The sequence below is a fragment of the Amycolatopsis sp. NPDC059027 genome (assembly GCF_042739735.1).
In the GTDB taxonomy this organism is placed as follows: Bacteria; Actinomycetota; Actinomycetes; order Mycobacteriales; family Pseudonocardiaceae; genus Amycolatopsis.
The window spans coordinates 14,381-38,875 of the sequence record NZ_JBHYIK010000085.1; the positions used below are offsets into that span (position 1 = coordinate 14,381).

Below are 24,495 nucleotides of genomic sequence, written 5' to 3' on the forward strand. Positions count from 1 at the left end.
TCACTTGCGCGGCAAGCCTTTCGGGTTCACCTCCGACGCCGCCACCGTCTCGTTCGTGAGGTTCCAGCGGTTGAGGACCTCCGCGTACTGGCCGTTGGCGATCTCGTGCTGCAGGGCCTTCTGCAACGCGTCGGCCAGTCCGTTGCCCTTCTTCGTCATCGCCGCGATGTCCGCGGGGATCTGCCCACCGCCGGAGACGGTGCCGACGATCTTGGCCTGCTTGTCCACCGCGACGTGGTAGGTGGCCGTCGGGTTCGGCCCGACGTAGACGTCGATCCGGCCGGACTTCAGCGCCAGGTAGTAGTCCGAAGTGGTCTGGTAGTACTGGAACTTCACGGGTTTCAGCCCGGCGGCCCTGTTCTGCTCGTCCCAGCGCAGCAGGATCTGCTCCTGGTTCGTCCCCGAGCTGACGCCGACGGTGAGCCCGGCGATGTCCTTCGGCTCACGCACGGTCAGGTCCTTGTCGGACCGGGCTTCGAAGGCGAGCGTGTCCCGCCGGTACGTCGCGAAGTCGTACTTGTCCTTGCGTTCCTCGGTCACCGTGACGTTGGAGAATCCGGCGGTGTACTGGCCGTTCTCCACCGAGAGGAACAGGTTCTCCCACGACGTCGGCTGCAGATCGAGCTTCAGCCCGAGGACGTCGGCGACGAGCTGGGCGATGTCGGGCTCGACACCGATGATCGTCTTGTCGTCGTCGGCACGGAAGGACAGCGGCGGTGTGCCGTTGCCGGTCGTGCCGACCACGAACGTGCCCCGCGCGCGGATGCCGGCGGGCACGAGGTTCGCGATCTCGTCCACCTTCCGCGCGCGGACCCGGTTCTGCTGCGCGGTGATGTTGATCCCGTTCGCGGCGGGCTGCGACGCGGTCTGAGGTGTCGCGTCACCGGCGTCGCAGGCCGTCAGGCTCAGGCCCAGCAACGTCGCGAACAGGACGGGACGCAGGAAGGTGCTTCTCACGCGGAACTCCTCGGTGAAGTGTCCTCAAAGGACTTTGTCGACGAAGGCGCGGGTGCGGTCGTGGCTCGGCTGGTCGAGTACCACCGCGGGCGGGCCCTGTTCGAGGATCCGGCCGCCGTCGAGGAAGACGACGGTGTCGGCGACCTCGCGGGCGAAACCGAGTTCGTGGGTGACGACGACCATCGTGGTCCCCGTGCCGGCGAGGTCCTTGATCACGGCAAGCACCTCGCCGACGAGTTCCGGGTCGAGCGCGGAGGTCGGTTCGTCGAACAGCAGCACGTCCGGTCGCAGCGCCAGCGCGCGGGCGATCGCGACCCGCTGCTGCTGGCCGCCGGACAGCCGCCGCGGGTATTCGTCCGTCTTGCCGGCGAGCCCGACCCTGGCGAGCAGTTCCCGTGCGAGCGCCTCAGCCTCCGCACGGGGCCGTCGTTGTGCGGAAATCGGGGCCTCGACGACGTTCTCCAGCGCGGTGAGATGCCCGAACAGGTTGAAGTTCTGGAACACGAACCCGATCCGCGTGCGCTGCTTGAGGATTTCGCGTTCCTTCAGCTCGTACAGCCGGTCGCCCGCGCGCCGGTAGCCCATCAGTTCGCCGCCGACGCTGATGAACCCGCGGTCGGCACGTTCGAGATGGTTGATCAGCCGCAGCAGCGTGGACTTCCCGGAGCCGGACGGTCCAAGAAGGACAGTCACCTCGCCGGGGCGGATCTGGAGGTCGATGCCGGTCAGGACTTCGTGTGTACCGTAGCTCTTGTGCACACCACGCACGTCCACCATGTGTTTCATCGTCGCGTACCCCGGGCGTAGTAGCGCTCCACGTAGTACTGCACGACCGAAAGCACGGTGGTGAGCGCGAGATACCACGCGGTCGCGACGAGCAGCAGCGGGATCACCCGGCCGTTGCGGGTGTAGATGACCTGGACCTGGTAGAACAGCTCGGGCAGCGCCATCACGTATACCACCGAAGTGCCCTTGACCATGCCGATGATCTCGTTCGCCGCGGTCGGCACGATCGAGCGCATCGCCTGGGGCAGAACGATCCGGCGGAACTGGCGCCCCGACGGGATTCCCAGTGCTGCCGCGGCTTCGCGCTGTCCCGCGTCCACGGCGAGGAACCCGGCGCGCACGATCTCCCCGGCGTACGCGGCCTGGTGCAGCGCGAGGCCCAATCCGGCGGCGAGGAACGGCGGGATCAGGCTCATCGTGTCGAACGAGACGAATGATGGTCCAAAAGGGACACCGAAGGAAAGCTTGTTGTAGAGGATCGCCAGGTTGTACCAGAACAGCAGCTGCAGGATCAGCGGTACCGAGCGGAAGACCCAGGTGTAGGCCCAGCTGACCGCGCGCAGCAGCGGGTTGCCGGAGACGCGCATGAGCGCCAGCACGGTGCCCAACAGGAATCCCGTGACCACACCGAAGAACGTGAGTTCCAACGTGAGCAGAACAGCCGAGAGCACGGATTTCTGGAAGACGTAGGAGGCGAAGGTCGGCCAGTCCCACGCCTTGTTGGTGACGAGGGCGTGCCCGGCCATCGCCACCAGGACGGCCACGACGACCGCGGCCACCCACGTCCACGGGTGCCGGGCGGGGACGATCTTCAGCGACGCCTCCGGCGCGGGCTCCGGGCGGGCGAGGTCGGCGGGCCGCGCGCCGACGTCGCTGGTCATGCCCCGACCGCTCTCGCCGGGATCGCCGACGGCAGGATTCTGCTGAACGGCAACGGTTTTTCCCTTGGTGGCGCGGAAACGTCGAAATGCGCGGTGTAGCCCGACGCGAGATAGAGTTCCCTGGCTTCCGGCTGGTTCGGGCCGGTGGTCAGGTACACCCGCCGATAGCCCCGGCGTTCCGCCTCGGCCTCCAGTTCCGCCACGACGCGCCGGGCCAGCCCGGACCGCCGGTGCGCCCGGTGTGTCCAGATTCGTTTGAGTTCGGCGGTTTCGGGGTCGTAGCGCTGGAACGCGCCGCCCGCGACCGCGTGCCCGGCCCGCACCAGCAACAGCAAACCGCCGTCGGGCGGGGAAAACCGCTCGACGGGGTATTCCCGCAGCTCGTGGTGGACGTCCGCGAGCACCCGGTGATAGCGGCTCGAGTACTCACGGGCGAGATCGGCGAGCAACGGCTTGACCCGCGGATCGGTCTGCCGTACCCACACCGATTCGGGCGGGGGACCGGAAATGGGCATGACGGCACCTGTCTGGAATGGGGAGGCATCAGGAAAACCACGGCGGGACAACGCTTTCTCGCCGACGGTTTCGACCTTAGGAACCCGCGTGGACCGGGGTCAACGCTCGCCGCCCTGGTTCCAGATCGTGGAAGCACGCCTTCGCTCGCTGGACAACGGCACGCAAGCGGCCATCGCGAACGCGGCCGCGCCACCAGTGATCATCACCGTACGCACCGAACTCGCGTCCACGACCATCCCGCCGGCGAGCGCGCCGAGCGAGAACGTCGCCTGGAACGAGGAGGTGAACAGTACCGACGCCGCCTCCGGGCTCCGCGGCGCGGCGTGGGCGAACCACGTCTGCGAACACACCGGCACCGCGCCGTACGCGAGTCCCCAGACGACGAGCAACGCCGCCGCGCCGAACACCGAGCCACCGGCGAACGGGAGAGCCGTCGTCGCGCAGGCGATCATCACCGCACTGACCGCGAACGTGGCCTTGGGATGCCGGGCCACCGCGGCGCCCGCGACGAAGTTGCCGGTGATCCCGGCGAGCCCGTAGCCGAACAACAGCACGGTGATCAGTGCCGGACCGGCGTGCGTGACCTGTTCGAGCAGCGGCGTCACGTAGGTGTAGGTGCCGAAGTGGGCGAGCACGATCAGGACGGTCACCAGCAGCGCCCAGCGGACCGCGCGGCTGCGCAGCATGCCGCCGAGCACGTCGAGCCGCGTCGCCCGCTCGGAAGGAAGGGCCGGGACGAACACCGCCAGTGCGGCGAGCACCCCGAGCGTCAGCGCGCCCATGACGGCGAACGCGGCCCGCCAGCCCCACTGCGCGCCGATGAACGTGCCCGCGGGGACGCCGATCACCGACCCCAGCGGTACGGCCGAGAAGATCACCGCGGTCGTCCGCGCCACCCGCGCCCGGGGCACGAGGCGTTCGGCGAGGCCCGCCGCGATCGACCAGAAGGCACCGATCACGATCCCGACCAGCACCCGGGACACCATCAGCACCGGATAGTTCGGCGCGACGGCGGCCAGGAAGTCGGCGATCGTCAGCACCAGCATCAGCACGCCGAGCATGAACCGCCGGTCGAGCCGCGCGGTCGCGACGGTGACGGCGGGGGCGGCGATCGCGGCGAGAATGCCGGGCGTGGTCATCATCAACCCCGCGGTGCCGTCGGAGAGGCCGAAGGTGGAACCGATCGGGGTCAGCAGGCCGATCGGCAGGATTTCGGTGGTGACGATCGAAAAGATCCCGAGCGTCACCGCGACCACGGCGAGTCGGCCGGTCAGCGGTGCGCGGGTTTCGACGACGGCGGAAGGCGTTGTGCGTACGGACATGGCGGCAAGTCCAGCACCGGCGGGAGTGCCCGGTCTGGCGAATTCGCGACACCTCGGTGGCGCGCGAGGGTGACGTCGGTTTCCCGCCAGTGTCCTCTTAGGACACCGGCTTCGCGGCGACCACGAGGTCGCGCACGATCGCCTGGTCCACCCGGTGCGAGAACTCGTCGTACGGCCCGCCCTCGCGGACGTCCAGCCCGGCCCGGCCGAGCACCGCGACCAGGTCCTCGCGCGGGAGAACCGTGGTGTTCCAGGAAATCCCGATCGCCCCGCCGGGCCGCAGCACGCGAGTCCACACGGGAATCGCGGCGGCGAGCAGATCACGCGGGCTGCGTGCGAGCGACGCGTCCTGCGTGCGATGGCTACCGTGCTGGACGCCGTACGGCGCGTCGGTGACGATCACGTCGACCGAGCCGGGCTTCACCAGTTCGTCGGTGGTGAGCGTGTCGGCGTTGTAGTACGTCAGCTGTCGCGTCTCGCCCGCCTTGTACTGCTCCTTGCTGAACGCGTACTCGATGTCGAGCCTGCGTCCCAGCCGTGTTTTGTTGCGCCGCAGCAGGCCCGATTCGGCGCTGTGCTTGACCCGCTTGGTACGCAGCCACGTCTTGATGAACTGCTCGTAGGCCTCGAAGTCCTTGCCGTCGACGTCGAGCCCGGTCGCGTCGAAGCCGTACATCATCGCCTGGTTCAGCGTCGTGCCGCGCCCGCACAGCGGGTCGAGCAGGCGCACCGGCTTGCCGAGCCACGACGTCGGCTTCGCGGTGGCCAGCAGCGTGGCGTTGAGCAGCAGTTTCGTGAACTGCTCGTTCGTCTTGCCCGCGTACTTCTGGATCGTCAGCAGATCCGAGTCCGTCGTCGCGAGCGGGCGCACGGTGACCGGGCGCAGCACGCCGTCGCCGAGCTCGAACAGCGCGTAGAGCGAGGACAGGTTCGACAGCAGGGCCAGGTCCCGCTCGCCCAACGCGGTCGAGGTGGCGAAGCGCACATAGCCGACGCCGCCGAGCTCGACCTCCTCGATCCCGGACAGCTCGACGCTCAGCGCGTCGCCGAAGACCGCCAGCTCGGCGCGCAGCAGCGCGGGGGAGGAGGCGGCGTAGACCCGGTTGGCCGACGGGTGGACCAGAATCACGTACTCGGACATCCCGCAGAGCGTAGCGTGACGCACTGTGACAGCTACTTTGGCGCAGGACATCCAGGAAGCGGCCGCGCTGCTGGCCACCGCCACCGACGTGACCCTGCTCGGGCACGTCCGCCCGGACGCCGACGCGCTCGGCAGCGCACTGGCCCTCGGCCGCGTACTGCACCAGCGCGGCGCGAGCGTCCGCGTCTCGTTCGCAGAACCGGCCGAGCCACCGGAAACCCTTCGCTGGCTGGACGTCGACGGCCTGCTCACCCCACCCGCCGAGCTGCCCGTGTCCGAACGGCTGCTGGTGGCGCTGGACACGCCGACGCTGGGGCGGCTCGGTTCGCTTGCCTCGCGGGTGGCGACCACCCGGCAGATCGGCGGCGACGTGCTGGTGATCGACCACCACGCGACGAACGCCTACTACGGCACCCGGCACGTCGTCGACGACACGGCCGAAGCCACCGCGGTGCTCGTCTTCCGGATCCTCTGCGAGATGGGCCTCGAACTCGACGAGCCGACCGCTCGCGCCCTGTACGCCGGGCTGGTCACCGACACGAGCGGCTTCCGCCGTGCCCGCCCGGACACGCACCGGATGGCCGCGCGGCTGCTCGAAGCCGGGGTGAATCCCGAGCAGGTGGCGCGGCGCATCGTCGACGATCACCCGTTCGCGTGGCTGCCGATGCTGTCCTCGGTGCTTGCCGGCGCGCGGCTCGAACCTGAAGCCGCGCAAGGGCTCGGGTTCGTGCACGCCGTGGTGCGTCTCGACGCCGCGAAGACCGTGCGGCCCGAGGAGGTCGAGTCCGTGATCGACGTCGTGCGGGCCACCAGCGAGGCCGGGGTCGCCGCGGTGCTCAAGGAGGCCGCGCCGCTGGACCACGGCTCCCGCTGGCAGGTTTCGCTGCGCTCGACCGGCGGCATGGACGTCTCCGCGGCGGCCGCGGAGTTCGGCGGCGGCGGACATCGGATGGCCGCGGGCTGCACGGTGGAAGGCGCGGCCGAGGAGGTCATCGACGGCCTCCGCGCCGCTCTCTCCCGCGCGCCACTGCTGCGCTGAGCCGTTCCGCTCCACTGTGGACGGACGGTCCGTGAATGCCACATTGAGGGACTCAGAGTCCGTCAATGTGGCATTCACGGAACGCCGAAGGAATGAACGGAAGATTCAGGACGCTCTGAGCGCCCCCGAATAGACAGCCTACGGGGTAGGGGTGACGGAAAGCGCGTGGCGCGGTCGCCGAGGGACGCCCTTGGTGCGTTGAGTGCGACGGGGGCGTCCCTCGGTGCGGTCAGTGCACCCGGGGCGTCCCTCGGTGCGCGCGTCGGAATCCGGCCTGGGAAGTTCCCGCTTCCCGCAGGGCGGAATTGTCGGGGGTGGTCGTTACGCTCGGCGCGTGCCGAACGATTCCGAACTGGACACCGAGGCCGGGGCCGAAACCGAGCGGATCCCCGCCAAGCGGGTACTGGGCCTCGCCGTGCCCGCGTTGGGGGTGCTCGCCGCCGAGCCGCTGTACGTACTGGTCGACACCGCGGTCGTCGGCCACCTCGGCGCGCTGCCGCTGGCCGGGCTCGCCGTCGCCGGGGTCGTCCTCGCGCAGGTGTCCACGCAGCTCACGTTCCTGTCGTACGGCACGACGTCCCGCACCGCGCGGCTGCACGGCGCGGGCAGGCGCGCGGACGCCGTCCGCGAGGGTGTGCAGGCCACCTGGCTCGCCGTGCTCGTCGGGCTGGTCCTGCTGGTCGCCGGTCAAGTGCTGGCCGGGCCGGTGGCGCGAGTGCTCACCGGCAACGACGAGATCGCCGCCGCGGCGGTGTCCTGGCTGCGCATCGCCCTGTTCGGCGCCCCGCTGATCCTCATCACGATGGCGGGCAACGGCTGGATGCGTGGGGTCCAGGACGCGACGAGACCGCTGCGCTACGTCTTGGCGGGCAACGGGATCTCGGCGGTGCTGTGCCCCGTGCTGGTGTACGTCGCGGGGTGGGGGCTCGAGGGTTCCGCGATCGCGAACGTCGTCGCGCAGGTGATCTCGGCCGGGCTGTTCGTCGCCGCGCTGGTGCGGGAGCGGGTCTCGCTGCGTCCGGAGTTCGGGGTCATGCGGGCCCAGCTGGGCCTCGGCCGGGACCTCGTGCTGCGCAGCCTCGCGTTTCAGGCGTGCTTCGTCTCCGCGGCCGCCGTCGCGGCGCGGACGTCGGCGGAGGCGGTGGGCGCGCACCAGGTCGTGCTCCAGCTCTGGACGTTCCTCTCCCTCGTGCTCGACTCGCTGGCCATCGCCGCGCAGTCGCTGATCGGGGCCGCGCTCGGGGCGGGCGTGGCGCGTCAGGCCCGGGGTGTCGCCGGGCAGATCACCGGGTACGGGCTGGTGTTCGGCTGCGTGCTCGGCGTGGTGTTCGCGGGGCTGTCCGGCCTGCTGCCGCACGCCTTCACGACGGACCCGGGTGTGCTCGGCGAGATCCCGCACGCGTGGTGGTTCTTCGTGGCGCTGCAACCGATCGCCGGAGTGGTGTTCGCCCTCGACGGGGTCCTGCTCGGTGCCGGCGACGCGGCCTTCCTGCGCACCGCGACGCTGCTCAGCGCGGCGCTCGGGTTCCTCCCGATGGTGTGGGCGTCGCTCGCCTTCGGCTGGGGGCTGACCGGGATCTGGGCGGGCCTGTCCGCGTTCATGGTGCTGCGGCTCGTGTCGCTGCTGTACCGCTGGCGCTCCGGCCACTGGGCCGTCACCGGCGCCACCCGCCCCGCCTGACCCGTCCTGGTCCTGTCGCGAGTGTCCGAGTTCCGCACTGACGTGAGACGCGTTGCGGGGTCAGCCCACGTCGTGAACGACGCGCCGGGGCGGTGAGCGTCGCCAACGACGCGTTCGCGACGTGTCGAGCCCCGCCACCCGCGAATCCCCGCCCCGGCACCCACCGGGCAGGTGTGGCGAGAGAGCGAACTCGCGTGCCTGAACGGCGGACTCGCGTGATTGGACGGAGAAGTCGCGTGATTGGACGGAGAAGTCGTTGTGGAGAGCGCAACTGACCGCACTGTGTGGGCAAAGACACCCGGGTAACGGCTAGGTTTCGGCGTTGCTTAGGCGATACAACTGATACGGCGGCAACGGGGACGCCCTGTCCGTACCGAACCCTGGGAGGAACCCGTGTCGCCCGCCACCGGCCGAGTCACCGCCACGAGCCGGGCCTGGTTCATCTGGGTGGCCGCCGTCACCGTCTACCTGCTCGCGGTCTTCCACCGCACCTCCTTCGGCGTGGCCGGGCTGCAGGCCGCCGAACGCTTCGGCGTCGGCGCGGCCGCGCTGGGCACTTTCACCGTCCTCCAGGTCGGCGTCTACGCGGCGATGCAGATCCCCACCGGCGTGCTCGTCGACCGCTACGGCCCGCGCCGGATCCTCATCGCCGCCCTGCTCTTCCTCGGCCTCGGCCAGGTCCTGCTCGGCATCGCCCAGTCCTACGCGCTCGGCCTCGTGGCCCGCGGGATCCTCGGATTCGGCGACGCGCTCACCTTCGTCAGCGTGCTGCGGCTGGTCGCGGCGCACTTCCCCGGTCGCCAGTACGCCGTCCTGACCTCGCTCACCGGCGCGGTCGGCTACGTCGGGAACCTCGCCGCCACCGTCCCGCTGACACTCCTGCTCGAAGGACCCGGCTGGGTGCCGACGTTCCTCACCGTCGGGCTCGTCACCGTCGCCTACGCCGCGGTGGTCGTCCTGCGGGTGCGCGACGTTCCGCACGGCGAGCCCGAACCCGTCCGCGAACGGGTGCACCCCAAGGCATTGGGCCGTCAGGTGATCCGCGCGTGGAAGGTGCCGGGGACGCGGCTCGGCTTCTGGGTGCACTTCACCACCATGTTCGCGCCGAACGTACTGACGTTGTTGTGGGGCATGCCCTTCCTGGTCCAGGGACAGGGCATGCCGAAGTCCTCGGCGAGCGCGCTGCTGACGGTGTTCGTCTTCGGCTCGATGATCGGCGGTCCGCTGGTCGGCGGGATCATCGGGCGGCACCCGTCGCTGCGGATGCCGCTCGTGGGCGGATACCTCGGCGGCGCCACGCTGGTGTGGGCGGTGCTGCTCGGCTGGGGCGGCCCGCTCCCGACGGCCGTGCTGGTGCCCGCGTTCGCCTTCCTCGCGCTCGGTGGTCCGGCGTCGATGATCGGCTTCGCCCTCGCCCGTGACTACAACCCGCTCGAACGCGTCGGCACCGCGACCGGTGTCGTCAACGTCGGCGGTTTCGTCGCCACCACGCTCGCGGCGCTGTCCATCGGCGTCCTGCTGCAGTGGACCGGCGGGAACTTCCGCGTCGCGCTGCTGGCGGTCGTCGCGTTCCTGATGCTCGGCACCTCGCGCATGCTGGTGTGGTGGCGCCGCACCCGCGCGCACCTGTTCGCCGCCGAAGCCCGCGGCGAGACCGTGCCGGTCCGCATCCGCAGGCGCCGCTGGGACGCCGAACCGGCCGAAACCCCTGTGGCGGCCGCAAGTTGATCACCGGCGCCTCCGGACGGCGAAACCCCGCTCGATAGGGTTCGCCCCGTGTCACGCCCCAAACAGTCCCGCCCCGCCCCGCCGCCCGGTCTGCTCATCGTCGACAAGCCCGCCGGGATGACCTCGCACGACGTCGTCGCCCGCGCCCGCCGCATCATGGGCACTCGCAAGGTCGGCCACGCGGGCACGCTCGACCCGATGGCCACCGGCGTCCTCGTCCTCGGCATCGAACGGGCCACCAAACTGCTGGGCCACCTCGCGCTGGACCGCAAGACCTACCTCGCGACGCTCTCGCTGGGCCGGTCCACCACCACCGACGACGCCGAGGGCGAGATCCTCGCCGACGCCGACCCCGCCGCCCTCGCGAAGATCACCGACGAGGACATCGCCGCCGGGATCGCGAAGCTCACCGGCGACATCCAGCAGGTCCCGAGCGCGGTCTCCGCGGTCAAGATCGACGGCAAACGCGCCTACGCCAGGGTCCGCGCGGGCGAGGAGGTCGTGCTGCCGCCGCGTCCGGTGTCCGTCTACCGCTTCGACCTCCTGGCCACCCGCCGCGAAGAGGACCGGATCGAACTGGACGCGGTCGTCGAATGCTCGTCCGGCACCTACGTCCGCGCGCTCGCCCGCGACCTCGGCGCCGGGCTCGGCGCCGGCGGCCACCTCCAGGCACTGCGGCGCACCACGGTCGGCCCGTTCACCCTGGCCAAAGCACGGACGCTCGATCAACTGGAGGACAAGCCCGAACTCTCGCTCGATCTCGACGCCGCCGTCGCCGCGGCCTTCCCGCGCCGCGATCTCGACGCCGCCACCGCCCGCGCGATCCGGCACGGGCAGCGCATCCCGGCCGCCGGGATCAAGGGCACTTACGGCCTCTTCGCCCCGGACGGCCGGGTGCTCGCGCTGGCCGCCGACGAGGAGGGCGTGGCCCGTTCGGTGGTCGTGCTGCTGCCCGCATAGGGTGGGGCACGGCGAAAGACAACGGCTGTGGGAGAGAAGGCGAAAGTGCAGCGTTGGCGTGGTCTGGGGGACCTTCCCGGCAGCTGGGGCCGGTGCGTGATCACCATCGGCATCTTCGACGGCGTGCATCGCGGGCACCAGGAGCTGATCAAGCGGACGGTGCGCGCGGCCGCCGAACTGAACGTGCCGAGCGTGGTGCTGACCTTCGACCCGCACCCGTCCGAGGTACTGCGCCCCGGGAGCCATCCCGCGCAGCTGACTTCGTTGCGGCGCAAGGCGGAACTCATCGAGGGTCTCGGCGTCGACGTGTTCGCGGTGCTGCCGTTCACCCTCGAGCTGTCCCGGCTCCCGCCGCACGAGTTCGTGCACGAGATCCTGGTCGACCGGCTGCACGTGGCCGAGGTGTTCGTGGGGGAGAACTTCACCTTCGGCGCCAAGGCCGCCGGGGACATCGCCCTGCTGCGCACGCTCGGCAAGCGGTTCGGGTTCGTCGCCTACGGCGCCGAACTGCAGGGCCGCTCACTGTCCGAGAAGGACAAAGCGGCCAGCCAGATCACGTTCTCCTCGACCTACGTCCGGTCCTGCATCGACGCCGGTGACGTGGTCGCCGCCGCCGAGGCGCTGGGCAGGCCGCACCGTCTCGAAGGGATAGTGGTCCGCGGCGACGGCCGGGGCCACGATCTCGGCTACCCGACGGCGAACCTGTCCACCCCGCGCTTCGCGGCCGTTCCCGCCGACGGTGTCTACAGTGCCTGGTTCACCCGATCGTCCGAACCGGACCGGAAGCTGGCCGCCGCCGTGTCGGTCGGCACCAACCCGACCTTCTCCGGCCGGGAGCGCACGGTCGAGGCCTTCGTGCTCGACCTCGAAGAGGACTTCTACGGCCAGCACGTGGCGCTGGACTTCGTCACCCGGCTTCGCGACCAGGTCCGGTTCTCCCGCTCCGAGGATCTGGTGAAGCAGATCGACGACGACGTGGTCCGCACCAGGGAAGCGCTGCGGTCCGAAAGCTGATCGTCCCCCGGTCGGGCCAGCCGGGGTGATGAAACGTCTGTTTCGCCCTCACCGGCGGCCCCGGGGTGGCAAGATGCTCACGGCGGTGCGAGAGCGACGAAATAGCGGGCTAACGGGAGCGGAACTGGTGGAGGACCACAAGATCGTCCAGCGGAACATCGCGCTGCAGCGCGAGTGGTACGGGGAACCACTCGGCGATCGGGTACGCCGCCTGGTGGTCGCCTTCGACGTCTCGCAGGCCTTCCTCGCCGAGGTGCTCGGTATCAGCGCCCCGATGCTCAGCCAGGTGATGAGCGGCCGCCGCGCCAAGATCGGGAACCCGGTCGTGCTCGCGCGGATGATCATGCTGGAACGCAAGACCCTGGTGCCCGACGTCGCCGCGGGCAACCGCGAGGCGATCCTCGCCGCGCTGGAGGACGTCCGCGACGCCCGCCCGACCGTCGGCCGGGACAACCTGCCGGTCGGCACCGCCGACGACCGGGCCGTGCTCGCCGCGCTGCGCGACATCGCCGAGGACGAGGACCTCGGTGAGGCCGCCAAACGGCTCGGCGACGACTTCCCCGCGCTGGCCGATCTGCTGCGCCGCGCCGGAGCGCACACCTAGCCCGTGCACGTGTTCAGCGCGCTGGTGCCGCCCGCGGACGTCGTCGACGCGCTCGCGGCGGAGCTGGGGGAGCGCGGGGACAACCGGCTGCGCTGGTCCTCGCCGGAGGACTGGCACGTCACACTGGGTTTCTACGGCCACGCCGACGCGGCCGAACGCGCCGGGTGGCTCCGGGAAAGGCTCGCCGGACGGCCCGCGATCGACGTCCGGCTGGAAAATGCCGGGACGTTCCCCGGCGTCCTGTGGTTGACTGTCGCCGGTGAGGGGCTGACGGCGCTGGCGCTGGCGGCCGGGGCGGACGCCGAGACGCGGCCGTACCGGGCGCATCTGACGGTGGCCCGCTTCCCCCGGGAGGAACCGGAGCTCGCCCGGCTGTGGAAGACACGGCTGTCCCGCTTCTCGAGCCGCGCCTGGACGGCCACCGAGGTGGCCCTGATGCGCAGCGAGCGGACCCCGGACGGGCCACGCTATCGAGTGACGGACCGGTTCCCGCTGGAGCGCGCCTGAGGGCCGCGATCACGCTGCTGGTAGCCTTGACAATCGGGTCCGGCTGCAGTCCGTGGCGGCCGTGACCGTCTCACCCGGCGTCGATCACGTCCGGGCCGCACGGCACTGACACAACCAAGGAGCACCACCAGTGGCACTGTCCACCGAAGAGAAGAAGTCGATCCTGGCCGAGTACGGCGTGCACGACTCGGACACCGGATCCCCCGAGGCCCAGGTCGCGCTGCTGACCAAGCGCATCATCGGCCTCACCGAGCACCTCAAGGAGCACAAGCACGACCACCACTCGCGTCGTGGCCTCCTGCTGCTCGTCGGCCGCCGTCGCCGGCTGCTGAACTACGTCAACAAGGTGGACGTCGAGCGTTACCGTGCGCTGATCCAGCGTCTCGGCCTGCGCCGATAGCGTGAAACCGGGGGGAGTGGCCACGGCCGCTCCCCCCGGTCGCATAAGCAGTAAGAAGAGAACCGGCGCGAGCGCGCACGAGGAATCCGTCCGCCGGTCCTCGGTAGTGGTTCCCGGGAAACGGTTCCCGGGGGCTTCGATCGAAGACCGGCCTCACTCCTCGAGCGTCCTCAGGCGAAACGGGTCCCAGGATGGGAGACTCGCGCCGTTGCATGAGGAACTAAAGAGGAGATACACCCTATGACCGACTCCACCGGAGTCACCGTGCACGAAACCGAAGCCGTGCTCGACAACGGCCGTTTCGGCACCCGCACCGTGCGTTTCGAGACCGGCAGGCTGGCCAAGCAGGCCGCCGGCGCCGTCGTCGCGTACCTCGACGAAGAGACCATGCTGCTCTCGGCGACCACCGCGTCGAAGCACCCGAAGGAGCACTTCGACTTCTTCCCGCTGACCGTGGACGTCGAGGAGCGCATGTACGCCGCGGGCCGCATCCCCGGCGCGTTCTTCCGCCGCGAGGGCCGCCCGTCGACCGACGCGATCCTCACCGCCCGCCTGATCGACCGCCCGCTGCGCCCGTCGTTCACCGACGGCCTCCGCAACGAGATCCAGGTCGTCATCACCGTCCAGAGCCTCAACCCGGACGACCCGTACGACGTGCTGGCCATCAACGCCGCCTCGGCGTCGACCCAGATCGCCGGCCTCCCGTTCTCCGGCCCGATCGGCGGCGTCCGCGTCGCGCTGATCGAGGACCAGTGGGTCGGGTTCCCGACCTGGCAGCAGCTGGAGAAGGCCACCTTCAACATGGTCGTCGCCGGCCGCATCGTGGGTGACGACGTCGCGATCATGATGGTCGAGGCCGAGGGCACCGAGCACACGCTGGACCTGGTCGCCGCCGGCGCCAAGGGCCCGAACGAGGTCACCGTGGCCGAGGGCCTCGAGGCCGCGAAGCCGTTCATCAAGGCGCTGTGCGAGGCGCAGCAGCGTCTCGCCGAGGTCGCCGCGAAGCCGACCGGCGAGTTCCCGGTCTACCCGGCCTACGAGCAGGACGTCTACGACGCGGTCGCCGCGATCGCGACCGACGACCTGGCCGCCGCGCTGCAGATCGCGGGCAAGCAGGACCGCGACCACGCGACCGACGAGGTCAAGGCCGCGGTGCTGGAGAAGATCGGCCTCGGCGAGGGCGAAGCCTTCCACGGCCGTGACAAGGAGGTCGGCGGCGCGTTCAAGGCGCTGTCGAAGAAGATCATGCGCAAGCGGGTCCTCACCGACAAGATCCGCATGGACGGCCGCGGCCTCACCGACATCCGGTCGCTCTCGGCCGAGGTCGCCGTGGTCCCGCGGGCGCACGGCTCGGCGCTGTTCGAGCGCGGCGAGACCCAGATCCTGGGCATCACCACGCTGAACATGCTGCGCATGGAGCAGCAGATCGACTCGCTCTCCCCGGAGACGACGAAGCGCTACCTGCACCACTACAACTTCCCGCCGTTCTCCACCGGCGAGACCGGCCGCGTCGGTTCGCCGAAGCGGCGCGAGATCGGCCACGGCATGCTCGCCGAGCGCGCCCTGGTCCCGGTCCTGCCGAAGCGGGACGAGTTCCCGTACGCGATCCGCCAGGTCTCCGAGGCACTGGGCTCCAACGGCTCCACCTCGATGGGCTCGGTCTGCGCGTCCACCATGGGCCTGTTCAACGCCGGTGTGCCGCTGAAGGCGCCGGTCGCGGGCATCGCGATGGGCCTGATCTCCGACGAGGTCGACGGCGAGACCCGCTACGTCGCGCTGACCGACATCCTCGGTGCCGAGGACGCCATGGGCGACATGGACTTCAAGGTCGCCGGCACCAAGGACCTGATCACCGCGCTGCAGCTGGACACCAAGCTCGACGGCATCCCGTCCGAGGTGCTCGCCGCCGCGCTGAACCAGGCGAAGGACGCCCGGCTCACCATTCTGGAGGTCATCGCCGAGGCGATCGACGGCCCGGACGAGATGAGCCCGTACGCCCCGCGCGTCACCAGCGTGAAGATCCCGGTCGACAAGATCGGCGAGGTCATCGGGCCGAAGGGCAAGATGATCAACTCGATCACCGAGGAGACCGGCGCCGACATCTCCATCGAGGACGACGGCACGATCTACGTGGGCGCGGCCGACGGCCCGTCGGCGGAGGCGGCGATCGACAAGATCAACGCCATCGCCAACCCGCAGCTGCCCAAGGTCGGGGAGCGCTTCCTCGGCACCGTGGTGAAGACCGCCGCGTTCGGCGCGTTCGTCTCGCTGCTGCCGGGCAAGGACGGCCTGGTGCACATCTCGAAGCTGGGCAACGGCAAGCGGATCGCCAAGGTCGAGGACGTGGTCAACGTGGGCGACAAGCTCCGCGTCGAGATCGCCGACATCGACAACCGCGGCAAGATCAGCCTGATCGTGGTCAAGGACGAGGACGCCGCCAAGCCCGCCGAGGGTGACGCGCCCGCCGCCGACGCCGAGAAGGCCGACGCGTAGTAAGTCCGCTTCGTCAGAAGTAGTGGTCCGTGAAGGCCTCCATCACAGCGCTCAGCTCTGTGATGGAGGCCTTCACGGCACGTTGAGTAAGGATCCGATGGCACGGCAGGTTTCCGGGCACGAGCAGCCCGTCGGCAGTACCCGTACGCTGGAGTCCACTCCGGACGGTGCGGTGGTCAAGCGGAGCGTGCTCCCCGGCGGCCTGCGGGTCATCACCGAGCACGTCCCGGCGTCGCGCTCGGCCACGGTCGGGCTGTGGGTCGGCATCGGCTCCCGCGACGAGCCGATCGCGGTGGCGGGCGCCGCGCACTACCTGGAACACCTGCTGTTCAAGGGAACCGCGAACCGCGACGCCACCGCGATCGCCGAGGAGATCGACGCCGTCGGCGGCGAGTTCAACGCCTTCACCGCCAAGGAACACACCTGCTACTACGCGCAGGTGCTCGACGCGGACCTCCCGGTCGCCATGGACCTGGTCACCGACGTCGTGTTCGAGGCGCTGTGCGCGGACAGCGACGTCGAGACCGAGCGCAGCGTCGTGCTGGAGGAGATCTCCATGCGCGACGACGATCCCGAGGACCTGCTGCACGAGACGTTCGTCGGCGCGATCCTCGGCGAGCACCCGCTGGGACGTCCGGTGCTCGGCACCGAGAAATCCATCATCGAGATGTCCGCGTCGGCGCTGCGCGGGTTCTACAAGCGCCGCTACACCCTGCCGCGGATGGTGCTCGCGGTCGCCGGGAACATCGAGCACGCGCAGGTGCTTCGCTTGGTACGCAAGGCTTTGCGCGACAGGCTGAACGGCGCCGGGACGCCCGTCGCGCCGCGTGCCGGGAAGGCCCGCGTCCGCACCGCGCGGAAGCTCGCCCTGCACACCGACGACACCGAGCAGGCCCACGTGATGCTCGGCCTGCACTCGCTGTCGAGGCACGACGAACGCCGCTTCGCGCTGTCGGTGCTCAACGCCGCGCTCGGTGGCGGGATGAGTTCGCGGCTGTTCCAGGAGGTCCGCGAGAAGCGCGGGCTGGCGTACCAGGTGTACTCCTCGGTCGCGAGCTACGCCGACACCGGCCACATGGCCGTGTACGCTGGTTGCCAGCCGGAGCGGCTCGGCGAGGTCGCCGGGGTGATCCGCGAGGTGCTCGACCAGGTCGCGCTGAACGGCCTGTCCGACGCCGAGGTCAAGCGCGCCAAGGGACAGCTGCGCGGCGGGATCGTGCTCGGGCTGGAGGACACCAGCTCGCGGATGTCCCGCATCGGCAAGAACGAACTGAACTACGGCCAGTACCTCGGTGTGGACGACACGGTCGCCCGGATCGACGCCGTCACCACCGAGGACGTGTGTGCGCTCGCTCGCACTCTGCTGCGCCGCCCCGGCGGGGTGTCGGCGGCCGCGGTCGTCGGCCCGTACGCTCACGCCGACGACCTGCCCGACGATCTGCACGAGGTGATCGCATCATGACCGGAACTCCGATTCGCGTGGGCGTGCTCGGCGCCCGTGGCCGGATGGGTGCCGAGGTGGTCAGCGCCGCCGAAGCCGCGCCGGACATGGAGGTCGTCGCGGCCGTCGACGCCGGGGACGATCTGGCGGCGCTCACCGGGGCACAGGTCGTCGTCGACTTCACCCATCCCGACGCGGTGATGGACAACCTGCGTTTCCTTGTGGAGCACGACATCCACGCCGTCGTCGGCACCACCGGGTTCTCGTCCGGCCGGATCGCCCAGGTGCGCAGCTGGCTGAAGGACAAGCCGTCGCTGGGCGTGCTGATCGCGCCGAACTTCGCCCTCGGCGCGGTGCTGGCGATGCGCTTCGCCGAGCAGGCCGCGAAGTACTACGACTCCGCTGAAGTCATCGAGCTGCACCACAACCGCAAGGCCGACGCGCCGTCCGGCACCGCGACGCACACCGCGCAGCTGATCGGCAAGGCCCGCGTCCAGGCGGGGATCACCCCCGGCGAGGACGCGACGACGTCCGAAGTGGACGGTGCGCGTGGTGCGGTCATCTTCGACGTCCGAGTGCACTCGGTCCGGCTGCCCGGCCTGGTCGCGCACGAGGAGATCCTGTTCGGCGGCCAGGGCGAGACGCTGACCATCCGGCACGATTCGATGGACCGGACGTCGTTCATGCCCGGCGTGCTGCTCGGCGTGCGTTCGGTGGTCGCCAAGCCCGGCCTGACGGTCGGCCTGGAGAACGTGCTCGACCTGTGAAAGCCCGCAATTTCGCGCTGGTGATGACCGCCGCGCTGGTGGTGTACCTGGTGCTGCTGGCCGGACGCGCGTTCGCGTTGTTCGCGACCGGGGAGCCGGTCGGGATCCTGCTCGGCGCCGGTGTGTTGCTGCTGCCGCTGCTCGGGATCTGGGTCGCGGTGGTGACCTGGCGTTCCGGCGTCCAGATCCAGCGTCTCGCGCGGCGCCTGGAGTCCGAGGACGCGTTGCCGGACGTCTCGGACCTCCCGCGCCGCCCGTCCGGACGCGTGGACCGGGACGCCGCCGACGCGTGGTTCGACGCGCGGCGCGCCGAGGTCGAGGCGAACCAGGAAGACTGGCGTGCCTGGTACAAGCTGGCCTACGCCTACGACATCGCGGGCGACCGGCGCCGCGCACGGGCGACCATGCGCAAGGCGGTCCAGCTGGAATCGGCGGACCGCTGACGCTCACCCGACGGCGAGCACGATCGCCCCGCTGAGCAGCCCGTTCTCCTGGCTCTGCTCGAGCGCGGTCAGCCCGGCGACGATCTCCCAGAACATCGCCTGATGGGCGCTGAGCGACGGCTCCCCGGCCAGGCACAGCGCGGCGAGGCGAGTCGCCGTGAAGGTTTCCCGGGGGACTTCGGTGCGCGCGGGCAGCCCCTCGCCGAACTCCCGGACGGTGCCGGTCACTTCGTGCCGCCAGGTACCGGGCTCCGACGATGAAGCCGCGGCGCACACCTCGTCGATCTTCTCGCGGAGGACACCGGGCGGGATCAGGTACTGGAACTCCGTCTGTTCCGGCACCTGCGCCAGGAACGCGGTGGGGAAGTCAGGGGCGGCTTCGACCGTTTGGTGTGCTTCACGCCGCACCTGCTCCACGGCCTGCCCCAGCACGGTCCCGATCATCTCGCGCAGGCGTTCCAAGATCCCGACCGGATCCTTCCGGAGCGCTGAGTCGGTCCACGAGTGCGGGTGGAAGCCACCACCACCGACCAGCTGCGATTCCACTGTGGACATGAGGTGGACGGCCTCGTCGTAACCGATCGGCTCCCCGCCCCGGCGCACGGCCTGGATGTCGTCGGTGACCCAGTCGAACTCGCCGAGAGCGCTTTTCCCTGCGTGCAACAGGTTCCCGGGGTAGACCTGAAGCCCGAGTGCTTCGTCCAGCCGGGTCACCGGGGCTGCGAAACCGTTCCCGGAATGGATTCTCCCGAGGAGTTTCCTGGCGTAACCGCCGTCCGCCTTGCTGATCGCCAAGGCGAGCCACAGCAGCATCAGCCGGGTCTGCGGCAGTTCCGGCCGGCGAAGGTCGGCGTCCACTCGCCGTCGCACGGTTTCCGCGTCGATCTCGTACGGATCGCCGCCTCGCCGGTAGGTCCACAGCTCGGGACCGTCCTCGCCCGTGATCCAGAGACTGCCGATCCCAGCTTCCCGGATCATCGCCCGCACCGACGGCGTCTCCACTTCGTCGAACGACGGAAGCCGGTAGGACGGACCACCGGTCGTCGCCTTGTTGACCCAGCGGACGAGCCCCGTCGCGTCCTTCGCGCCCAGCCCCGAAGCCGGTTGTGTAGTCGAGATGCCTCCACCGGGAAAATCGCGGTACAGCGAGTACGTGCTTACACTCACCGGCGAGCGGCAGACCGCCGCGGTGTCGCCGATCCGGATCCGGCCGCGCAGTTCGCGGGTGACCAGCGAGCCGGCGACCTGTTTTCGAAGGTCGGGCGGGGCCGTTGACGAGTGAGCGGCTTCGAGCCATTGCTCCACCTGCGCGTGTAAGTCTTGTGACAGGCCTGTGCCTTGCTCGGCGCAATCGACGGCGAGCAGGAGTGCAGCGCTGTCGGTCGACTCCAGGCACGCGCGGACGATCGCGTCAGCCGGCGTGCGGGCCGCATACAGCAGCGTCGTCTCACGCCACCACGGTTCCGTGACGTTCTCCACCAGAACGCGTTCCAGGCGTTCGGTGCGGACGTGCTCGGCCGCCAGGTATTCCTGCAGAGTCTGGTGGGCGAAGGAGTACGCGTCGGGCTCACGCTCGATCAGCAGGCCGTTGGACGTGAGATCGGCGAGCAGGTCTTCGGCGGTGAGGGCTTCGGTGCGCTGTGGGCCTCGACGCCGCAGCGCCGAGAGCAGGCCGTCGCGTGAGACGTCCCGAGAGCGTCTTTGCATCATGTCGAACGCCAGTCGCTGGAGCAGGGACTCCTTGACGTCGGCGCCGAGCACCGGCAGGTCCTTGGCTTCCTGACGCGTGCGCAGCACGACCCGGCAGATTTCGCCGTACAGCTCGGCCCGGCTGCCAGGTAGTGCGCCGGATTCCCGGTGCACGTTGGCGATCATGGTGAGCAGCAAGGGATTGACCGTGAGTTCGTACAGTTCCGGCGATCGCTTGAGCCGGTCCAGCAGGTCCAGCGACCGGGCCTTCGCGGCCGCGCGCCCGTCGCCCGCCGAGGCCCGGCTCTCCACGGCCAGGTACCAGGCCCGGACGAACGCGTCGACCTGCTCGTCGGTGAACGGGCGCACCTGGAGCACGACGGCGCCCTCGACCCGCGCGGACCGATAGCCCTGCGGCCGGGAGGTGATCACGAAGTCGTTGCGCGCGTAGCGGGTGCACTGCCGCTCGACCCAGCGGGCCACCTCGGTGCGGTCCCGCTGGTCCGCGACTTCGTCGAAACCGTCCAGCTGCACGACGCAGCGTCCGGAGGACAGCTGTAGCTCGAACCATCCGGCGGCGCCGTCGATGCCGTACTGCTTGACTTGCCGCCCGATCAGTTCGGACAGGGCCACCTGCGGGTTCGCCACGATCGCGGCGGCGTGGTCGCGCAGGAAGAGCAGAACCGGGATCGGGCGCCTGCCCCGCCGGGAACGGCACAGGTGCCGGGCGGTGTGCCGGAGCAGGGTCGTCTTGCCGCTGCCGGGCGCGCCGAGCACCGCGAGCACCACCGGCTTGGGCTCGCCGATGAGCGTGCCCAGCTTGAGCCGTCCCGTCCCGGTGTCGTCCGTGAGCAATCCGGCGGGAACGCGGTCCGGCGCCTGGTACATCAGGCTGACGTCGACGTAGACCTCGTCCAGTTCGGGGGTGTAGAACCCGACGACCGCGAGCCCGCGCAGATCGACGTACCGCAGGGAGGCGGCCAGCACTCGCCGGTACCGCCGGGCGTAGCGCGAAAGCCGCATGCGGACGGCCTGGTCGGTCCGGTCGGCCACTCGGCCCGTCCAGCGTTGCCGGAGTTCGCGCCACACGTCCCGGAAGAACCCGCCCATGGCGAGGAGTGCGAGATAGGAGACGCTCAGCACCACGGTGAGCACCCGGTCCTCGGCGACCGTGCCCCACCACACGCCGAGACCCACCACGGGCAGGCTGCCCAGCACCGCCAGCCCCGCGAAGCGCTTCTTCGAACTCCCAGTGTCCGTCATCGCGCATCATCCTCGCACCCCGAGCCCCGGTGTCACACGGTAGATACACCGGTAATTCACACGGCGAATGGGCTGCGAACCTCCGTGTCGTCCCTCCGAATACGCGTGTCGTCCGCTCGGGTAGGCGACCTGGCCGGTCAGGCGTCGGAGCGGTCCCGTGCCTCGTGCGGGATGAGCGGGTTCTCGCCGCGTGCCTTCAGTTCCTGCACGGTCCACGTGTTGCCGTCCGGATCGCTGAACCCGAAGAACGTGCTGCCGTCCCGTTCGTCGAGCCTCGTGATTTCACTGGCCTCGACGCCCCGTGAGATCAGCTCGGCCCGCGCGGCTTCGGCGTCGGCGACGCACAGTTGAAGGCCGCGAAGCGATCCGGGCTTCATTTCCTTGTGTGCGGGCAGGTCGCCGAGCACGATCGAACAACCGGACCCCGCCGGCGTCAGCTGCACGATGTGCATGTGCTCGTTCGTCACGTCGTGGTCGAGCGCGAAACCGACCTGGTCCCGGTAGAAGGCGACCGCGCGGTCGATGTCGCTGACCGGCAGGATGACCACTTCGAGTGTCCAGTCCACGAGGAACCCTTTCGTGTCGGAGGCGAGCCGCATCGGCAGTCGGGAACACTACCGCCCCGCACCGGCAAAATCCGGTGGACGGGAGCCGGGGTGTGCGCGACCCTGGTCGAGCGCGTCGGCGTCACCGGCGGCAGGGGCTTGCCGAAAACGGGATTCGCCGACGAATAATGCGATCGCTGAAAATGTGAATACCTCACCGTTTGCGCGTGATAAATTGCTAATCATCAGCGTGGTGTCAGGTAAAAGTACAGTTGCTGATCCGACCGGGTGAAAACCGCTTCGAGGCGTTTTCACACAGTCGGGACGCGGGCATAGTCGGCAGCGCTCCGCTCGGTGAGGGCTACAGCGAAAGCGTTGGGGTAGGGCGGATGTGGAGACTTCACGGTGATCGGAGAAGTCCGTGCGGCATCATCACGACCTGATCGTCCAATTTCGCCACAACCTCGTTCGTGACGTGCAGAAACGTGCCGTGAACGAGTCGCTGCGGGACAACCTCGCGCTGGCCACGCCGGTGACCCGCGTCGTCGCGCACAGAATTCCGCCGTTTCAGGCGAAAGCGCACTGGGAGAGTCCGGAGCTCGCCGTCGCGGGCGAATGCCTGCGGTTGTCCGTGAAAGTCCGCGGCGGCGCACGGCATTCCCTGAAAGGCATCAACCTGATCATGGAAGGCGCGGTCAACGCCGACTGCCGCCCCGAAGTCGTCTTCGCGAAGGACGGCAGGCCGGTGGCGCGGTTGACGGCACCGGCCGCGTCCGCCCTCCGCCTGGCCGACCTGAAGCTCAGCTACCCCGGGGACGAGGAAGCACTGTCCTGGCTCGACGCCAGGATCGAGCGGACGCTCCTGCGTCCCGTGCTCGGCAGGAAGCTGATGAAACACCTGGCCGGCCTGCCCCTGACCTATCTGCCGGACTCGGTTCCGCCGCGGCAGGGGGCCGCGACCGTCGCGGTCGATCCGCACGCGGAAGCACTTTCGCTCACCCTGGGCGACGCCGGTCCCGCGCCGCGGGGGAGTTTTCTGTCCGACCCGACGGCGAACCTCGCGGTGGCCTACAGCGAGGCAGGGCTGAACGACGTGCTCAGCAGGTTGTGCGAGCGGGAGCTCGCGAGCGGCACCACAATCCTCGGCGAGGACCTGGTTTCCTGGCGCTGGACCTGGCTCAAGGTCGCCTTGACCGCACACGAGCACGTGCACCTCGCCGGCGAGGTGCGGTGTGGCGGGCGGACGCTCCCGGTCGACGCCACGGCGGTGTGCTCGCTGACCGCGGCCAAGCGGCTGTCCGTCCGCTTCCGCACCCTGGCGGCGTCCTCGGCGGAGTCCGAACTCCTCGCCGGGGCCACGGCCGAGCTGCTCGGCCGCGTCTTCGCGGGGCCCGCGCCAGAACTCCGGCAACGGTTCCGGGTCCCGGGTACGGACATCGCCGTCGACGCGCCCGTCGTGGCCGTCGCGGTCAAGGACAGGCACCTCGTCGCCCTCTACGACACGCCGCTGGACGATCAACGTTCCCTGCTCACCATCGACGACGCGAAGCCGAAACCCCGGATCGTCCAGCCGATCGTGCCCCAGCAGACCGCGCCGGGCGCACCCGTCGCCGTCCACCTCGACGCCACGCTCGCGAACTCGACCGAACCGCCCTACGACTACGTGTGGCGGACGGACAACGGCGCCAGGCTCAAGCACGGTCACGGACCGGCGGCGACGGTGACCACGGCAAAGGCCTTGCTCACCGGCGGCACCGAGCAGGCCACGTCCCTGAAGCTCGCCACCGTCAAGCTCAAGGTCGTCGATCTGCTCGGCCAGGTCGGCGAGACCGAGTTCGACGCCACCTATCGTCCTGCGCTTCCCTTGCGGGACAACGATGACGGCGCCGTCTCGAACGCACCGCCCGCCGAGCGCCGCACGGAATCGGTCCGCCACGGCGGGGCGACGATGGGCAGCCCGCGGGTGATACCCCTGTCGGCGGTCACCGCTGCCGTCATCGCACTCGGCGGCGGCGCTGTCGGCGGCGCCGCCGGAGGACTGCTGGGCGGCAACATCGGCTACGAACGCGGGCGGCACGATCCGGCCGCCGACCGGCAGGGACCGGCCGGACCTCCCGGAACCTCGGGCGCACCGGGGGCCGCCGGCCCGGCCGGACCGTCGGCGTCACGCGGGGCACCTGGGCCGGCCGGGCCGTCGGCGTTGGGCCCCGCGGCCCGGCCCTCCCGGGCCGCCCGGGGCGCCCCGCCCGGCGGGGGGCCCCGGGCCGCGGGGGGGGCGGGGGGGGGCCGGGGCGCGGGGCCCCCCCCGCGCCCCCGCC

The 24,495-nt window shown here is 70.1% G+C and carries 21 protein-coding genes; 13 read left to right on the top strand and 8 right to left on the bottom strand.

All coding sequences use genetic code 11. The features are described from left to right. The 6 genes from ACFWY9_RS38685 to ACFWY9_RS38710 form a co-directional block, all read right to left on the bottom strand. Positions 1 to 957, bottom strand: coding sequence for an ABC transporter substrate-binding protein (locus ACFWY9_RS38685; RefSeq protein WP_378341226.1), 957 nt, complete (start codon positions 955 to 957; stop codon positions 1 to 3). Positions 958 to 981: 24 nt separating this feature from the next. Then, positions 982 to 1,743, bottom strand: a complete 762-nt coding sequence (locus tag ACFWY9_RS38690; protein ID WP_378324191.1) for an amino acid ABC transporter ATP-binding protein — start codon at positions 1,741 to 1,743, stop codon at positions 982 to 984. After that, entirely contained in the window at positions 1,740 to 2,624 is an 885-nt protein-coding gene (locus ACFWY9_RS38695) for an amino acid ABC transporter permease (protein ID WP_378341227.1), read from the bottom strand. The genes ACFWY9_RS38690 and ACFWY9_RS38695 overlap by 4 nt, the downstream gene beginning before the upstream one ends. After that, entirely contained in the window at positions 2,621 to 3,139 is a 519-nt protein-coding gene (locus ACFWY9_RS38700) for a GNAT family N-acetyltransferase (RefSeq protein ID WP_378341228.1), read from the bottom strand. The genes ACFWY9_RS38695 and ACFWY9_RS38700 overlap by 4 nt, the downstream gene beginning before the upstream one ends. A gap of 99 nt (positions 3,140 to 3,238) precedes the next feature. Beyond that, entirely contained in the window at positions 3,239 to 4,462 is a 1,224-nt protein-coding gene (locus tag ACFWY9_RS38705; RefSeq protein WP_378341229.1) for an MFS transporter, read from the bottom strand. Between the two features lie 97 nt (positions 4,463 to 4,559). Continuing rightward, on the bottom strand, positions 4,560 to 5,603 hold the full coding sequence (locus tag ACFWY9_RS38710) for a TRM11 family SAM-dependent methyltransferase (protein WP_378341230.1): 1,044 nt from the start codon (positions 5,601 to 5,603) through the stop codon (positions 4,560 to 4,562). A gap of 25 nt (positions 5,604 to 5,628) precedes the next feature. Here ACFWY9_RS38710 and ACFWY9_RS38715 point away from each other — a divergent pair, with 25 nt between their 5' ends. From ACFWY9_RS38715 to ACFWY9_RS38770, 12 genes are all read left to right on the top strand, one after another. Next, positions 5,629 to 6,642 (top strand): bifunctional oligoribonuclease/PAP phosphatase NrnA, encoded by a 1,014-nt coding sequence (locus tag ACFWY9_RS38715; protein ID WP_378341231.1) that lies wholly within the window; start codon positions 5,629 to 5,631, stop codon positions 6,640 to 6,642. Positions 6,643 to 6,976: 334 nt separating this feature from the next. Next, a complete protein-coding gene (locus ACFWY9_RS38720) occupies positions 6,977 to 8,323 on the top strand; it encodes an MATE family efflux transporter (protein ID WP_378324200.1) in 1,347 nt (448 codons plus the stop codon). A gap of 393 nt (positions 8,324 to 8,716) precedes the next feature. After that, positions 8,717 to 10,051, top strand: coding sequence for an MFS transporter (locus ACFWY9_RS38725; protein WP_378324202.1), 1,335 nt, complete (start codon positions 8,717 to 8,719; stop codon positions 10,049 to 10,051). 48 nt (positions 10,052 to 10,099) lie between these two features. After that, a complete protein-coding gene (truB, locus tag ACFWY9_RS38730; protein ID WP_378324204.1) occupies positions 10,100 to 11,011 on the top strand; it encodes a tRNA pseudouridine(55) synthase TruB in 912 nt (303 codons plus the stop codon). Positions 11,012 to 11,056: 45 nt separating this feature from the next. Further along, positions 11,057 to 12,025: a bifunctional riboflavin kinase/FAD synthetase gene (locus tag ACFWY9_RS38735; RefSeq protein WP_378324205.1), complete on the top strand. Its 969-nt coding sequence runs from the start codon at positions 11,057 to 11,059 to the stop codon at positions 12,023 to 12,025. Between the two features lie 127 nt (positions 12,026 to 12,152). Continuing rightward, positions 12,153 to 12,629 (top strand): XRE family transcriptional regulator, encoded by a 477-nt coding sequence (locus ACFWY9_RS38740; protein WP_378324206.1) that lies wholly within the window; start codon positions 12,153 to 12,155, stop codon positions 12,627 to 12,629. Between the two features lie 3 nt (positions 12,630 to 12,632). After that, positions 12,633 to 13,136: an RNA 2',3'-cyclic phosphodiesterase gene (gene thpR / locus ACFWY9_RS38745; protein WP_378341232.1), complete on the top strand. Its 504-nt coding sequence runs from the start codon at positions 12,633 to 12,635 to the stop codon at positions 13,134 to 13,136. A 130-nt stretch (positions 13,137 to 13,266) separates the two neighbouring features. Further along, complete coding sequence (rpsO, locus tag ACFWY9_RS38750) at positions 13,267 to 13,536, top strand: 30S ribosomal protein S15 (protein ID WP_345408651.1); 270 nt, start codon at positions 13,267 to 13,269, stop codon at positions 13,534 to 13,536. Positions 13,537 to 13,776: 240 nt separating this feature from the next. Beyond that, on the top strand, positions 13,777 to 16,029 hold the full coding sequence (locus ACFWY9_RS38755; RefSeq protein ID WP_378324209.1) for a polyribonucleotide nucleotidyltransferase: 2,253 nt from the start codon (positions 13,777 to 13,779) through the stop codon (positions 16,027 to 16,029). Between the two features lie 97 nt (positions 16,030 to 16,126). After that, the gene (locus ACFWY9_RS38760) at positions 16,127 to 17,491 is read left to right on the top strand and encodes a M16 family metallopeptidase (RefSeq protein WP_378341233.1); all 1,365 of its coding nucleotides are present in this window, start codon (positions 16,127 to 16,129) and stop codon (positions 17,489 to 17,491) included. Further along, on the top strand, positions 17,488 to 18,237 hold the full coding sequence (gene dapB, locus ACFWY9_RS38765; protein ID WP_378324211.1) for a 4-hydroxy-tetrahydrodipicolinate reductase: 750 nt from the start codon (positions 17,488 to 17,490) through the stop codon (positions 18,235 to 18,237). Before ACFWY9_RS38760 ends, dapB begins: the two co-directional genes overlap by 4 nt. Then, on the top strand, positions 18,234 to 18,680 hold the full coding sequence (locus ACFWY9_RS38770) for a tetratricopeptide repeat protein (protein ID WP_378324212.1): 447 nt from the start codon (positions 18,234 to 18,236) through the stop codon (positions 18,678 to 18,680). Before dapB ends, ACFWY9_RS38770 begins: the two co-directional genes overlap by 4 nt. Before the next feature lie 3 nt (positions 18,681 to 18,683). Here the strand turns inward: ACFWY9_RS38770 and ACFWY9_RS38775 are convergent, their stop codons facing one another. After that, positions 18,684 to 21,632 (bottom strand): NACHT domain-containing protein, encoded by a 2,949-nt coding sequence (locus ACFWY9_RS38775; protein WP_378341234.1) that lies wholly within the window; start codon positions 21,630 to 21,632, stop codon positions 18,684 to 18,686. 137 nt (positions 21,633 to 21,769) lie between these two features. Next, on the bottom strand, positions 21,770 to 22,231 hold the full coding sequence (locus ACFWY9_RS38780) for a VOC family protein (protein ID WP_378341235.1): 462 nt from the start codon (positions 22,229 to 22,231) through the stop codon (positions 21,770 to 21,772). A gap of 421 nt (positions 22,232 to 22,652) precedes the next feature. Between ACFWY9_RS38780 and ACFWY9_RS38785 the strand changes: the two genes are divergently transcribed. Continuing rightward, positions 22,653 to 24,495, top strand: a 1,843-nt coding sequence (locus ACFWY9_RS38785) for a hypothetical protein (protein ID WP_378341236.1), incomplete at its 3' end; no start/stop codon positions are given.

Coding starts and splice junctions, on each gene's coding strand:
- ACFWY9_RS38705 (WP_378341229.1), bottom strand. CDS start 4,462: ATGTCCGTACGCACAACGCCTTCCGCCGTCGTCGAAACCCGCGCACCG.
- dapB (WP_378324211.1), top strand. CDS start 17,488: ATGACCGGAACTCCGATTCGCGTGGGCGTGCTCGGCGCCCGTGGCCGG.
- ACFWY9_RS38775 (WP_378341234.1), bottom strand. CDS start 21,632: ATGACGGACACTGGGAGTTCGAAGAAGCGCTTCGCGGGGCTGGCGGTG.
- ACFWY9_RS38755 (WP_378324209.1), top strand. CDS start 13,777: ATGACCGACTCCACCGGAGTCACCGTGCACGAAACCGAAGCCGTGCTC.
- ACFWY9_RS38760 (WP_378341233.1), top strand. CDS start 16,127: ATGGCACGGCAGGTTTCCGGGCACGAGCAGCCCGTCGGCAGTACCCGT.
- ACFWY9_RS38780 (WP_378341235.1), bottom strand. CDS start 22,231: ATGCGGCTCGCCTCCGACACGAAAGGGTTCCTCGTGGACTGGACACTC.
- ACFWY9_RS38700 (WP_378341228.1), bottom strand. CDS start 3,139: ATGCCCATTTCCGGTCCCCCGCCCGAATCGGTGTGGGTACGGCAGACC.
- ACFWY9_RS38695 (WP_378341227.1), bottom strand. CDS start 2,624: ATGACCAGCGACGTCGGCGCGCGGCCCGCCGACCTCGCCCGCCCGGAG.
- ACFWY9_RS38710 (WP_378341230.1), bottom strand. CDS start 5,603: ATGTCCGAGTACGTGATTCTGGTCCACCCGTCGGCCAACCGGGTCTAC.
- ACFWY9_RS38690 (WP_378324191.1), bottom strand. CDS start 1,743: ATGAAACACATGGTGGACGTGCGTGGTGTGCACAAGAGCTACGGTACA.